The sequence below is a fragment of the Kitasatospora sp. NBC_01302 genome, from assembly GCF_035976515.1.
Classification (GTDB): Bacteria; Actinomycetota; Actinomycetes; order Streptomycetales; family Streptomycetaceae; genus Kitasatospora.
Genome location: NZ_CP108404.1, coordinates 8,535,437 through 8,548,744 on the forward strand (window position 1 = coordinate 8,535,437; position 13,308 = coordinate 8,548,744).

The window sequence follows — 13,308 nt, forward strand, 5'->3', positions numbered from 1 at the left end:
ATGCGTCTGCGCTGCGCCCTCCTCGACGACTTCCAGGACGCCGCCCTCACCCACGCCGACTGGTCGCCGATCGCCGACCAGGTGGAGCTCGTCCGGTTCCCCGAACACTTCCCGAACGAGGACGAACTTGCCTCCGCCCTGGCGGACTTCGATATCATCGTCACGCTGCGGGAGCGGGTGGCCTTCCCCGCCTCGCTCTTCGCCCGACTGCCGAAGCTGCGCCTGCTGGTCGCCTCCGGCATGCGCAACTCGGTGATCGACCAGGCCGCCGCCGAGCGGCACGGCGTCACCGTGTGCGGTACGGCCAGCTCCTCGGTGCCGCCGGTCGAACTGACCTTCGCGCTGCTGCTCGGCCTGGCCCGGCAGTTGGTCGCCGAGAACACGGCGGTGCGCACCGGGGGCTGGCAGAACACGGTCGGCACCGACCTGAACGGCGCCTGCCTGGGCCTGCTCGGCCTCGGCCAGATCGGCACCCGGGTGGCCCGGATCGCCCTCGCCTTCGGCATGCGGGTGGTGGCCTGGAGCCCGAACCTCACCGCCGAGCGGGCCGCGGAGGCCGGCGTGGAGCTCGCCGGCTCCAAGGAGGAACTGCTGGCCGGTGCCGACTTCGTGTCGGTCCACCTGAAGCTCGGCGAGCGCAGCCGGGGCCTGCTCGGCGCGCGGGAGCTGGGCCTGATGAAGCCGACCGCCTACCTGGTCAACACCTCCCGGGCGGCCATCGTCGACCAGGACGCCCTGCTGGACGCGCTGCGGGAGGGCACCATCGCCGGTGCGGGCATCGATGTCTTCGACCTCGAACCGCTGCCCGCCGACCACCCCATGCGCACCGCCCCGCGCCTGCTGGCCACCCCGCACCTGGGCTACGTCACCGGTGACAACTACCGGACCTACTACGGCCACGCGGTCGAGGACATCCAGGCCTTCCTGGCCGGCTCGCCCGTCCGCCGCCTCTCCTGACCCGAACCTCTTCACCGAACGTCCCGATCGGAGCGATCAGCCGTGACCACCACCCCGCGCCGCACCATGAAGCTCGGCGCCTTCCTGCCGGCCCCCGGCCACCACGTCGCCGCCTGGCGCCACCCCCGCTCGCGTCCGCAGGGCAGCCTGGAGTTCGACTACTACCGCTCGCTGGTGCAGACCGCCGAGCGCGGCCTGTTCGACATGGTCTTCCTGTCCGACGGCGCCGGTGTACGCACCCACTACAAGGACGCCGACGAGCTCAGCCGCCAGGGCCGCATGGTCCACTTCGAGCCGCTGACCCTGCTCTCCGCGCTCGCCGTGCACACCACCAACATCGGCCTGACCGCGACCGCCTCCACGACCTACAACGAGCCCTTCCACATCGCCCGCAAGTTCGCCTCGCTCGACCACCTCAGCAACGGGCGCTCCGGCTGGAACGTGGTCACCTCGGCCACCGACGCCGAGGCGCGCAACTTCAACCTGGAGCAGCAGCCCGACCACAGCGCCCGGTACCACCGCGCCCGGGAGTTCATGGAGGTGGTCACCGGCCTGTGGGACAGCTGGGAGGACGACGCCTTCCTCTACGACAAGGAGTCCGGGCGCTACTTCGACCCCGCCAAGCTGCACATCCTCGGCCACAAGGGCGAGCACTTCTCGGTCCGCGGCCCGCTCAACGTCTCGCGCCCGCCGCAGGGCCACCCGGTCATCGTCCAGGCCGGCTCCTCGGCGGACGGCCAGGACTTCGCCGCGCAGTGGGCGGAGGTCGTCTTCACCGTCCAGCAGACCCTGGACCAGGCCCGGACCTACCGCCTCGGACTGCGCAAGCAGGTCGCCGACCACGGCCGCGACCCCGACAGCCTCAAGGTGATGCCCGGCGCGTTCCTGATCCTCGGCCGCACCCAGTCCGAGGCCGAGGACCGGTTCGACGAACTCCAGAGCCTGGTCGACCCGGTGCTCGGGATGAGCCTGCTCACCGCGCAGCTCGGCGACGTCGACCTGTCCGGCTACGACCTGGACGGCCCGCTGCCCGAGCTCCCGGAGACCGGCGGCAGCATCAGCAAGCAGCAGCTGATCTACCAGCAGGCCCGCAGCCAGGGGCTGACGATCCGTCAGGTCTACCAGACGGTCTCGGCCGGCCGCGGCCACCACCGGCTGGTCGGCACCGCCGAGTCGATCGCCGACGTGCTGGAGGAGTGGTTCGTCAACGACGGCGCCGACGGCTTCAACATCATGCCCGACTGCCTGCCCGACGGCCTGGACCAGATCGTCACGCTGCTGGTGCCCGAGCTGCAGAAGCGCGGCCTGATGCGCACCGCGTACGAGGGCACGACGCTGCGCGAGAACCTCGGCCTGGCTCGCCCGGCCCACCGCGCGACGGGAGCCGTCAAGTGACCACGCGGACGGACGTCGACGCCAGTCAGTTGCGCTCGGTACTGCGCTCGCACGCCGCCGGCATCGTGGTGCTCACCGCGCCCGGCCCGGTCGGCGTCACCATCACCTCCTTCACCTCGATCAGCGCCGAGCCCGCCCTGGTCTCCTTCGCGCTGGCCGAGACCTCCTCCACCTGGCAGCAGGTCCGCGACAGCGAGTGGTTCGGCATCCAGATCCTCAGCGCCGAACAGCGGGACCTGGCCCAGCTGTTCGCCAGCAAGGGCGCCGACCGCTTCGGCCCCGCCACCCGCTGGCGGCTCGGCCCGCACGGCGTCCCGCTGCTGGACGACTGCCTCAGCTGGTTGGTCTGCTCCCGGCAGGACACCCTGAGGATCGGCGACCACCACGTCGTCGTCGCCGCCGTCGAGCACGCCCGGCAGGGCGCGCCGGGCGACAGCCTGGTCCACCTGCACGGCGCCATGCAGCCCGTCCCCCACCCCGCCCTCGTCAGGAGCTGATCATGACCACCACGCTCATTCTCTCCCGCCAGCCGCTCTCCTCCCGTCCGCTGCAGGAGTGGCTGGACGACACCCCGGACACCGTCGTCCTGTTCACCACCGAGAAGGCGGTTGCGGACACGCCGGAGGAGCTCGCCAAGTACTTCCCCCGCCACCGGCTGGTGGCCGACTACCACGCGTGGTCCTCCGACCTGGCCGCCGAGCAGGCCGCCCGCGAGTTCTCGGTGGACCGGATCGCCTCCACCAGCGAGCAGGACGTGCTGCGCGCGGCCCGGCTGCGCGCCCGGCTCGGCCTGCCCGGCCAGAGCCCGGCCTCGGCGATCGCCTACCGCGACAAGGTGCTGATGAAGCAGCTGGCCCGCCAGGCCGGCCTGCCGGTACCGGCGTTCACCGCGGTGGACAGCGCGATGGACCTGATGGAGTTCATCGACACGGTCGGCTACCCCGTGGTGGTCAAGCCGCGCTCCGGCTACGGCGCCGAGGGCGTGCACGTGCTGCGCGACCAGCAGGGCGTGGACGCGTTCCTGGCCCGCGAGCAGGAGTCGACGCTGCCCTACCTGCCCGGCCACTGGATGGCCGAGTTCTTCGTCGAGGGCGACTTCTGCCACGTGGACGGCATCATGTCCGAGGGCCGGATCGTGCACGGCTGGCCCTCGCAGTACAACAGCGGGGTCGCCGAGCACCTGGAGCACGACTCCAGCCTGTCCAGCGTGCTGATCGCGGCCGAGGACCCGCGCCACGCCGTGCTGATGAAGCTCACGGCCGACCTGATAGCCGCGCTGCCCGTCGCGGACGGCCCGATGGCCTTCCACCTGGAGGCGTGGATCCGCGCCGACGGCAAGCCGGTGCTCTGCGAGATCGCCAGCCGGGCCGGCGGCGCCGGGATCGCCCAGGTCTACGAGCGCGCGTTCGGGGTGCAGCTGGCCCGCGAGGGGCTTCGCGCGCAGTGCGGTTCCGAGCTCACCCTGCGCCACCAGCCCGAGCAGCCCGAGGGGGGCTACTACGGCTGGCTGGTCATTCCCCCGGGGCACGGCACCTTCACGCCCCCGGCCGGGCCGTGCCCCGTCCCCGGGGTCGAGCTCAGCCTCCAGCTGGAGGCGGGGACGGTGTGCCAGGGGGTGGCGCACGCGGCCGAGGGCGCGGCCACGGCCCTGGTCCGCGGCGCCGACCCCGCCGAGGTGGCGGAGCGGATCGACCAGGCGGTGCGGTGGTGGCGGCAGAGCGCCCGCTGGGCCTGAGCCGGGACCTGCTCCTGAGCTGACGCCCGCTCCCGACCTGACACCCGCTCCCGACCTGAGGAGAACGGCAGATGGGACAGCAGTACCAGGAACTGACCCCCCGACTGGTGGAGTTCATCGCCCAGGCGCCGATGTTCTTCGTGGCCACCGCCCCGCTGAACCGCGACGGACACGTCAACGTCTCGCCCAAAGGGGGCATGGACACCATCACGGTGCTGGACGGCACCACGGTCGCCTACCTCGACCTCATCGGCTCGGGCGCCGAGACCATCGCACACCTGCGGGAGAACGAGCGGATCACGCTGATGCTCTGCTCGTTCTCCCGGCAGCCGAAGATCCTGCGCCTGTACGGCCGGGGGGAGTGCGTCTTCCCCGACGATCCGCGCTGGGACGACCTGATCGGCCGCTTCGGCAGCCACCCGATCCCGCGCTCGATCATCGTCGCGCACATCCACCGGATCACCGACTCCTGCGGGTTCACCGTGCCCGAGATGGACCTGGTGCGGGAACGCGACCTGCAGGACAAGTGGGGTGAGCGAAAGACCCGACAACAGCTGGAGGAGTACATGCTGACCAAGAACAGCAGCAGTATCGACGGCCTGCCGGCCCGGCCGGCCCGCGACCACCTGGTCGGCGCCGTCGGCACGGCCGGCACGGCCGGCACTACCGGTTCGGTCGGTTCGGTCGGCGAGGAGGAGCACCGGTGACCGCCGGCACGGCGCCCCACGCGCTCGCCTTCGTCGACAGCGACCACGCCGACACCCCCTACGACGCCTGGGCGGCCGGGGCCGGCGCCCGGCTGACCCTGCTGGTCTCCGCCGAGAAGTACCCGCAGTACGCCCACCTGCCCGAGGCCCGGCCCATCACGGGCTACCACGAGGGCGGCGAACTGGAGCTGGCCGCACTGGAGTCGGCCGGCGGGCAGCGCCCGTCCGCGGTGCTCGCCCGCGGCGAGGGGGACGTGCTGCGCGCGGCCCGGCTGCGCGAACTGCTCGACGTGCCCGGCCAGCACTGGGACAGCGCCCAGGCGTTCCGCGACAAGGTGCTGATGAAGACGATCCTGCGCGAACGCGGCATCGCGGTGCCGCAGTTCGCGCCGGTGCGGGTCGCCTTCGACCTGTTCGGGTTCATCCGGGAGCACGGGTACCCGGTCGTGGTGAAGCCGGCCTACGGGTCCGGTTCCACCGGCACCCACATCCTGCACGAGGAGGCCGACCTCGGCGCGCTGCTGCGGGCGGGCCTGCCGGAGCACGCCGAGGTGGAGACCTTCGTCGAAGGGCGGATGTACATCGTCGACGGCCTGCTCACGCACGGCCGCCTGGCCGCCGCCTACGTCTCGCACTACCTCAACGACTGCCTGTCGTTCCGCTCCGGGGACTACCTGGGGGCGGCCCAGCTCACCGGGGACGACCCACTGGTGCCGCGGCTGACCCGGTACGCCGAGCAGGTGCTGGCCGCCCTGCCGACCCCTGAGTGCACCACCTTCCACCTGGAGGTCTTCCTGACCCCGGACGACCGCCTGGTGCTGTGCGAGGTCGCCAGCCGCACCGGCGGCGCGCTCACCGGAGCGGCGATCCGCGCCTGCAACGGCTTCGACCTGGACGAGCGGTGGTTCGCCGCCCAGCTCGGCGGCCCGGCCGCCCCCGGCGAGGCCGTGCGCGAGGCGGTGCGCGGGGCCGAACCGGGCCGGGCGGCGGGCTGGGTCGTCTTCTACCCCGAACACGGCCGGCTCGCCGCGCTGCCGGGGGACCCGCCGGACTTCGTGGTCGAACAGCGCCTGCACGGGACGGTCGGCGAGTCCTACCAGGGCGGTCAGAAGTCCGGCAAGTTCCTCTGCGGCTATGTGATCACCGGTCGGGACGCCGCCGAAGTGGCGCAGCACGCCGACGAGTTGGCCGCCTGGTACGCGGACCGGATCCGCTGGGAGAGCTGAGTGGGCGCGCGAGCGCCGCGAGCCCGGCGGTCTCGGCCGGGCACGCGGCGCTCCTGGGGCACCTGCCGCCTCAGCAGGCTTCCGGCTGGGCGGAGCACAGCACCGCCGGCGGCCCGACCTCGGCCAGCAGGTCCTCGGCCCGCTCCAGCCAGGACTGCGCGCCCAGTTCGGCGAACAGCGCCCGGGACGCCTCCAGGTGCGTGGTGGTCAGCGCGTAGTCGGCCCGCTGCAGCGCGATCTCGCCGAGCGCGTAGCGCGACCGGGCCTCGATCGCCCGCTCGCCGACCTGCCGCGAGAGGTTCAGCGCCCGGGTGAGCGTCTCGACCGCGCTCTCCAGCCGCCCCTCGCGCTGGCGCACGGTGCCCAGGCCGTACAGTGCGTACGACTCGCCGATCCGGTCCCCCATGTCCCGCACGATCCGCAGCACCTCCCGCAGCGCCTCGATGGCCTGCGGCACCTGGTCGGTGGCCAGGTACAGCTCGGCGAAGCGCTGCAGCACCTGGGCCTCCACCCGCAGGCACTTCTCCTCCTGGGAGATCACCAGGGCCTGCTCCAGCATGCCGCGGGCCCGGTCGATGCTGCCGGCGGTCATCCACCAGCCCGCCAGGCTGCGCAGGATGTGCGCCTCGCCGATCCGGTCGCAGACCAGCCGCATCACGGTCAGCGCCTCGTCGTACTTCTCGCGCATCGCCACGTGCTCGCCGCGCAGCCCGTCCAGGTAGGCGGAGTTGCGCAGTACCAGGGCACGCCCGTGGTCGTGCCCAGCCGTCTCGAACAGGACCTGGGCCCGGCCGAAGTAGTCCTGCGCCTGCTCGATGTGGGCCTGGAACATGTGCAGGGTCCCCAGCGAGTAGAGCATCGCCCCCTGCCCGACCGGGTTGCCGGCGCGCAGCGCGGCCTCGTGGGCCAGCCGGGCGGTCTCCTCCCAGTCGTCGAAGTACCCCTTGGACTCGAAGAGCGTGACCGAGCTGAGCGCCAGGTCCCAGCACAGCTCGTCGAGCCCTGCGTCGGCCGCCTGCCGGACGGCCGTCACCAGCGCGCGCCGTTCGGTGCTCCACCAGTCCATCGGACCGGCGGACGGACCGGCCGTCGCGAACTCGGGCAGCCGCCAGCGCTGCGCGCTGCCGTGGATGATGGTGTAGTCGCCGCCGTACTCCTTGCGGTGGGCGTCCTCGGCCAGGGCCAGCCAGCCGCCCAGCATGCGGGCCAGCGCGGCCTCCTGCTCCTCGCGCGGCTCCCTGATGAGCAACTCCTCCCACGCGTAGGCGCGGACCAGGTCGTGGAACCGGTAGCGCGGCCACGGTGAGTTCGGGTACTGGACGATGTCCATCACCTGGGCCTCGACCAGCGTGTCGAGGGTGTCCTCGGCGGTGGTGGCGTCGGTGTCCAGCAGCGCGGCCGCGATCCAGGCCGGCGAGTCGGGCACCTGCACCAGGGCGAACAACCGGAACAGCCGCTGCGCGAACGGCGGCAGCGCCCGGTAGGTCAGGCTGATCGTGGGGCGCAGCTCCAGGCCGCCGTGGCTGAGCTCGTCCAGCCGCCGGCGCTCGTTGCGCAGCCGCCGCACCAGCCGCTCGATCGGCCAGTGCGTGTGTGCGGCCAGCCGGGCCCCGGCGATCCGCAGCGCCAGCGGCAGGCCGTCGCACAGGTTCACCAGCTCGACGGCGGTGTCGAGTTCGGCCTCCACGCGCGGGCGGCCGATGATCCCGGAGAGCAGGTCGAGCGCGTTGGACATGTCGAAGACGTCGACGTCCACCTGGTGGATGCCCGGCACGCTCGCCAGCCGGACCCGGCTGGTGACGATCACCGCGCAGCTGGCGCTGCCCGGCAGGAGCGGCGTCACCTGCGCGGCGTCGGTCACCCCGTCGAGCACGACCAGGACCCGGCTGTCGGCCAGCCTGCTGCGGTACATCTCGGCCCGCTCCTGGAGGTCCTCGGGCACCGCCTTGGCCGGTACCCCGACGGCCCGCAGGAACCGCGCCAGCAGCGTCTCGGTCCGGCCGTCCCCGGACGGGTTGCGCAGGTCGGCGTAGAGGTGGCCGTCCGGAAAGTGCGTACCCAGCTCGTGTGCGGCGCGCACGGCCAGCGCCGACTTGCCGACACCCCCCGGACCGCAGATGTTCACGATCGGCACCGCGTAGCCCGCAGATCCCTCCTGGGCGTTCGGTACGATCAGTTTCTTGATGTCGTCGAGTTGACTGCGACGGCCGATGAAATCACTTATGCTGGCCGGAAGTTGACGGGGTGTCAGACGAAAAGCCGCCTCCTTCGCCGGTTCGGGTGCAGCCGACCTGGGCGCAGGGACGCGCGTGGCCGAGGAGGTGGCGGTCGAGGGAAGGTCGAGTGCGGGGGACTGGTTCAGGATCGCCTGCTCCAGGTCGCGCAGCTCCTGACTGGGCTCGATGCCCATCTCCTCGGTCAGCGCCCGGCGCGCCCGCTGGAACACCTCCAGCGCATCGGCCTGACGCCCCGAGCGGTAGAGCGCCAGCATCAGCAGCTCGTACAGCCGCTCGCGCAACGGGTGTTGGCAGGTCAGCGCGGTCAGCTCGGCGCTGAGGTCGCCGTGCCGGCCGAGCATCAGGTCCAGCCGGATGCGCTCCTCCAGGACGGTCAGCCGCCGGTCGTTGAGCCGGATGGCGCCGCGCTGCGCCAGGTCGCTCGGCACGCCGTCCAGGGCCGGGCCGCGCCAGAGTCCGAGGGCGGTGCGCAGGGTGGCCGCGGCCTGCAGGGTGCCGCCCGCCGCGCTCTCCTCGCGGGCGACGGCGACCAGTCGGTCGAACTCCAGGCTGTCCACACTGGCCGGGTCCAGTTCGAGCACGTAGCCGGGGTAGCGGGTGCCGATGGCCTGCGGCCGGCCGGATTCGGCGAACCGCTTGCGCAGTGTCGAGATGGCCACTTGAATCTGACCCCGTGCGGTGACCGGAGGCGAGTCGCCCCACACGGCGTCGATCAGCTGCTCGGTGGAGGTGGTCTGGTTGACGTTCAGTCCCAGCATCGCCAGGACCACGCGCTGCCGTGGTCCGCCGAGATCGAGCGAGCGTCCTTCATGGTCCAGTTCGACTGGGCCCAGCAGCTTGAGCGCCATGCATCCTCCCCATCAAGCGATGCGCGTGCAGAACCTGGCATGTACCAGGGTCGTCAGCTGACTCTACAACTGCAGGTCAAACTTGAACCGCAGGTCACATTGTCATCAGGGGTAGCGATGTCCTTTCGGGCACACCGCGTTCATTTCCGCTGATCTGCCGCCCTGTACCGAACTACACCGAACCGCACTGCATCGCATCGAACCGGTACGCATCGAACCGGCACGCACTGCACCGGCCCGATTCCGCTCGCGCGCGCTCACGGGCAGGTCCGACGGACAGGGATCACAGGATTCCGGACACGACGCCCCGGCTCGGCCCGGCCGGCGCGCGGTGTGGGCGACGGTGAGACCGGGGCCGGACCAGCCGTCCGGCCCCGGACGAGCCGACGCAGCACACCAGGAGCCGAACTCATGTCCCAGACCCAGACCCAGACCCAGACCGGAGCGACCGCGGACCCCGGGACCGCTCTCCGGACCATCGCCTTCGTCGCCTACCCGGGCATCACGGTGCTCGACCTGGTGGGCCCGCTGCAGGTCTGCTCAGCGCTGCGGGACCTGTCGCCCGGCTTCCGCACCGTGGTGGTCGGCGAGCGGATCGAGCCGATGGGGACCGACACCCCGCTCGCGGTCGTGCCGAGCCACACCTTCGACGAGGTCCCCGAGCCGTTCGCGCTGGTGGTTCCCGGCGGCCTGGCCCCGACCCTCGCCGCGCTCGCCGACGAGCAGCTGCTGGAGCGCCTGCGTCAGGCCGCGAGCGGGGCCCACCTGGTGGGCTCGGTCTGCACCGGCTCGCTGCTGCTGGGCGCCGCCGGGCTGCTGGAGGGCCGCCGGGCCACCACCCACTGGTGGTACCGCGACCTGCTGACCCGCTTCGGGGCGACCCCGGTGGCCGAGCGCTGGGTCGAGGACGGCCGCTACGTCACCGCCGCCGGCGTCTCGGCCGGCATCGACATGGCCCTCCACCTGGTCGCCCGGGTGGCCGGCGAGGAGGTGGCGCGCGAGATCCAGCTGCTCATCGAGTACGACCCGCAGCCGCCGTTCGGTCCGATCGACTGGGCCGGCACGGACACCGGGCGCTACCGGCCGCTCGCCCGCCAGGTGCTCGCCGGTGCCCTGGCCGGCCACCCGGAGCTGCTCGCCCGCCTGGCGGACTGAGCGGGGCGGGACGCGGAACTCGTCGCGCCCGCCCCGCTGGTACTGCTGTTCGTCCTCGTGCCTCGCGCTCGGGCCCCGGGTCAGGAGCCCTTCACCTTGGGCAGGTTCCTGCCGGAGTCCCAGGTCCACTGGGTGGAGGTGAAGGGCGTGAAGGCGAGGTTGCTCCGGGCGACGGTGCCGAGGCTGTCGTAGGCCTGCTCGGCATAGCCCACCTTCCGGTCCGCGAGGTACTGCCGGATCCTGCTGTCGGCCGTCTGGAGCGTCGTGTACTGCGCGCCGGTGCCGATGATGAGCCGGGCCGGGGCGTCGAAGTCGTCGTTGGCCGGTGCGTCGGCCCGGTCCGTCGGCCCGCAGAAGAGGTTGCCGGGGAGCCAGGCGTACACCTGGGCGAAGTTGTCCCAACCGTCGGGCGTGGTGGTGGCGGTGGAGCTGTGGGTGATCGTGCCGTTCTTGATGCCGTTGGCGATCGTCTTGACCCGCTCCCGGTCGGCGGAACCCAGGTTCGTGCCGTAGCGGTCGACGTTGAGGGCGATCGCGCTCAGCAGCGGTTGCGCGGCGGAGAGTGCGCCGTCGGCGGCGACGGCGTTCCACAGGGCGGCCAGGCCCTTCGAGAGGCTGAACGGAACGATGTGGTGGAGGGTCAGGGGCACCGGCCTCGGACCACCGGGGACCGTGCCCGTCCCCAGGTCCGGGTAGGGCCGGCCCGGCCTCGCTGTCAGCGTGAGCCTGTACGACGGCATCGCATTCCTCCTGTTCCTGCACCGGATGCAGCGGCCCGGAAACGACCGGCCTCCGGTGGCGCACGGCGCCGGTGCCGTGCGTGGGGCCTCATGGTTCTCCGCCCCGGGTCGGTGGGGTAGACGGCCTTTTCGGCCACGCCGGGCGGTGGGACGCCCGGCAGCAGCGGGCGTGGCAGGCTGGAGCCATGTGCGGTCGCTTCGTCTCCACCACGAGCCCCCAGGACCTCGTCTCCCTGTTCGGCGTGAGCCGCTGGGACCCGGCCGAGGCGCTGGCGCCCAGCTGGAACACCGCGCCCACCGACCCGGTCTGGGCCGTGCTCGAACGCCTGGACCGCGACACCGGCGAGCTCGCCCGCCAACTGCGCCCGCTGCGCTGGGGACTGGTGCCGTCCTGGGCGAAGGACCCCGCTGTGGGCGCGCGGATGATCAACGCCCGCTCCGAGACCGTCCACGAGAAGCCCGCCTTCCGCAAGGCCTTCGCCGCCCGGCGCTGCCTGCTGCCCGCCGACGGCTACTACGAGTGGGCCCCGGTCCCGGCCGCCGACGGCCGGAAGGCCTACAAGCAGCCCTACTTCATCGCGCCGGCCGACGGCACCCTGCTCGCGATGGCCGGGCTCTACGAGTTCTGGCGCGACCCCACCCGCCCCGACGGCGACCCGCTCGCCTGGCTGACCACCACCACGATCATCACCACCCGGGCCACGGACGACGCCGGGCGCGTCCACGACCGGATGCCGCTGGCGGTCCACCAGGACGACTTCGACGCCTGGCTCGATCCCGACCGCACCGAGCCCGCCCGGCTCCGCCCGCTCCTGCACACCCCCGCCGGCGGCCACCTCACCGTCCGGCCGGTCCCCACCACCGTCAACAGCGTCCGCAACAACGGGCCGCACCTGCTGGACGAGGCCCCCGACGCGCCACCGCTGCTCTGACCGGGCACTCAGGGGCACATCCGGCCGGCGCCGGCCTGTGACCCGTGTCACATCTGCCCGATCTGTCCCGCCGGCCGGCCGGTCCGCCCGTCGCGTTCCGGCACGAAGCTGGCTGATTCCCGACCGGTGGCTGATTTGCGATGAACCAGGTCCAGTCGTTCACCCGTCAGTTGTGCGACGGTCGACCGGTGGTGGGCTGCTGGACGGAAGGATGGGCGATGGGACGAGTGCTGACCGAACTGGTGGGGGACACCGAGGCCTTCGCGAAGGTGCTGGGGGAGCGCCGGCCAAGGGTGTTCCGCACCGCCGGGTGGCCGGCGGGGCTGCCCCGGCCGAGCGAGCTCGATGCCGTGCTGCGCGGCGGACTGCTGCGGGTGCCCTACGTCGAGATGGTCCGGGCGGGTGAGGTCGTCCCACCTGCGGAGTTCTGCACGGCCCGGCTGGTCGCGGGGCGCCGGGAGGAGGGCTTCGCCGATCCGGACCGGATCGCCGCCCTGCTGGCCGAGGGTGCCACCCTGCTGCTGCCGCAGCTGGACCAGTGGTACGCGCCGGTGCGCGCGCTGGCCGCCGACATCGCGGTCGAACTGGGCCGCCGGACCGAGGCGTTCTGCTTCGCGACGGGCGCGGGCCGACGCGGGCTGGACGTGCACCGGGACGACGCGGACGTGCTGGTCGTGCAGCTTGCGGGGGAGAAGGAGTGGACGGTGTACGAGGCTCCGGCCGACGGGCGCTGGCGCCCGGGGCCGGCCCCCGAGCCCGGCGCGGTGGCGCACAACTCGGTGCTGCGGCCGGGCGAGGTCCTGTACGTGCCGCGCGGTGCCCCGCACGCCGCGACGGGCCATCAAGGCCTGGCGGTGCACCTCTCCTTCACGATCCGGGAGGCGGGCACGGGGCAGCTGCGCAGTGCCGTCGGCGGCTGGCTGGCCCGCGGAGGTTGGGCGGAGGGGTTGCCGGAGCGCCCGGCGACGCCGGAAGAACTGCTGGCCACGGCCGCCGAGGTGCTCCGGCTCGGCCGTGCGCGGCTGGCCGAACTGACCCCGGAGCAGCTGCTGCGGCTCGCCCGGGGACCGCTGCCGGCGGCAGGGGGCGACGGCGCGGCGCCGGGCCACGGACCGCTGGCCGCGGGGGACTGAGCCGGACGAGGGCATGCCAAGGGCGTGGTTGCCCGGGCCGAACGGACGGCCTGGGCAACCACGCCCTGTGGTGCGGTACTGCTAATGGATCAGATACACCACGGACGGGTGCAGGAACCGTCGCACGAGAAGCTGATGAAGGACTCCTCCTGCTCGGCCAGCTCGGTCGAAACCACGTCCTGCACGTCGAGGTCGAACAGCTCCAGCATGTCGTCGGCCATGGGGGCCTCCCTTCGTCGGTGC

At 72.5% G+C, this 13,308-nt stretch carries 12 protein-coding genes; 9 read left to right on the top strand and 3 right to left on the bottom strand.

Annotation, left to right across the window (positions count from 1 at the left end; all coding sequences use genetic code 11):
• From OG294_RS37000 to OG294_RS37025, 6 genes are all read left to right on the top strand, one after another.
• Window positions 1-957, top strand: a complete 957-nt coding sequence (locus OG294_RS37000) for a D-2-hydroxyacid dehydrogenase family protein (protein WP_327070953.1) — start codon at window positions 1-3, stop codon at window positions 955-957.
• 42 nt (window positions 958-999) lie between these two features.
• On the top strand, window positions 1,000-2,352 hold the full coding sequence (locus OG294_RS37005) for an LLM class flavin-dependent oxidoreductase (RefSeq protein ID WP_327070954.1): 1,353 nt from the start codon (window positions 1,000-1,002) through the stop codon (window positions 2,350-2,352).
• Entirely contained in the window at window positions 2,349-2,849 is a 501-nt protein-coding gene (locus tag OG294_RS37010) for a flavin reductase family protein (protein ID WP_327070955.1), read from the top strand. Before OG294_RS37005 ends, OG294_RS37010 begins: the two co-directional genes overlap by 4 nt.
• A 2-nt stretch (window positions 2,850-2,851) precedes the next feature.
• Window positions 2,852-4,087: an ATP-grasp domain-containing protein gene (locus tag OG294_RS37015; RefSeq protein WP_327070956.1), complete on the top strand. Its 1,236-nt coding sequence runs from the start codon at window positions 2,852-2,854 to the stop codon at window positions 4,085-4,087.
• Between the two features lie 71 nt (window positions 4,088-4,158).
• Window positions 4,159-4,794, top strand: a complete 636-nt coding sequence (locus OG294_RS37020; protein WP_327070957.1) for a pyridoxamine 5'-phosphate oxidase family protein — start codon at window positions 4,159-4,161, stop codon at window positions 4,792-4,794.
• Window positions 4,791-6,020 carry an ATP-grasp domain-containing protein gene (locus OG294_RS37025; protein WP_327070958.1) on the top strand — a complete coding sequence of 410 codons (1,230 nt, stop codon included), beginning with the start codon at window positions 4,791-4,793 and terminating at the stop codon, window positions 6,018-6,020. Before OG294_RS37020 ends, OG294_RS37025 begins: the two co-directional genes overlap by 4 nt.
• A gap of 70 nt (window positions 6,021-6,090) precedes the next feature.
• Here OG294_RS37025 and OG294_RS37030 read toward each other — a convergent pair whose 3' ends face one another.
• A complete protein-coding gene (locus OG294_RS37030; protein ID WP_327070959.1) occupies window positions 6,091-9,105 on the bottom strand; it encodes an AfsR/SARP family transcriptional regulator in 3,015 nt (1,004 codons plus the stop codon).
• A 411-nt stretch (window positions 9,106-9,516) separates the two neighbouring features.
• Here OG294_RS37030 and OG294_RS37035 point away from each other — a divergent pair, with 411 nt between their 5' ends.
• Complete coding sequence (locus OG294_RS37035) at window positions 9,517-10,260, top strand: DJ-1/PfpI family protein (RefSeq protein WP_327070960.1); 744 nt, start codon at window positions 9,517-9,519, stop codon at window positions 10,258-10,260.
• 80 nt (window positions 10,261-10,340) lie between these two features.
• Here the strand turns inward: OG294_RS37035 and OG294_RS37040 are convergent, their stop codons facing one another.
• Window positions 10,341-10,910 carry a hypothetical protein gene (locus OG294_RS37040; RefSeq protein WP_327070961.1) on the bottom strand — a complete coding sequence of 190 codons (570 nt, stop codon included), beginning with the start codon at window positions 10,908-10,910 and terminating at the stop codon, window positions 10,341-10,343.
• 275 nt (window positions 10,911-11,185) lie between these two features.
• Here OG294_RS37040 and OG294_RS37045 point away from each other — a divergent pair, with 275 nt between their 5' ends.
• Window positions 11,186-11,932 (top strand): SOS response-associated peptidase, encoded by a 747-nt coding sequence (locus tag OG294_RS37045; protein ID WP_327070962.1) that lies wholly within the window; start codon window positions 11,186-11,188, stop codon window positions 11,930-11,932.
• 218 nt (window positions 11,933-12,150) lie between these two features.
• Window positions 12,151-13,065, top strand: a complete 915-nt coding sequence (locus tag OG294_RS37050) for a JmjC domain-containing protein (RefSeq protein ID WP_327070963.1) — start codon at window positions 12,151-12,153, stop codon at window positions 13,063-13,065.
• 89 nt (window positions 13,066-13,154) lie between these two features.
• On the opposite strand, the gene OG294_RS37055 is transcribed toward OG294_RS37050, so the two are convergent.
• Entirely contained in the window at window positions 13,155-13,286 is a 132-nt protein-coding gene (locus OG294_RS37055; RefSeq protein WP_327070964.1) for a hypothetical protein, read from the bottom strand.
• Window positions 13,287-13,308 lie beyond the last annotated feature (22 nt).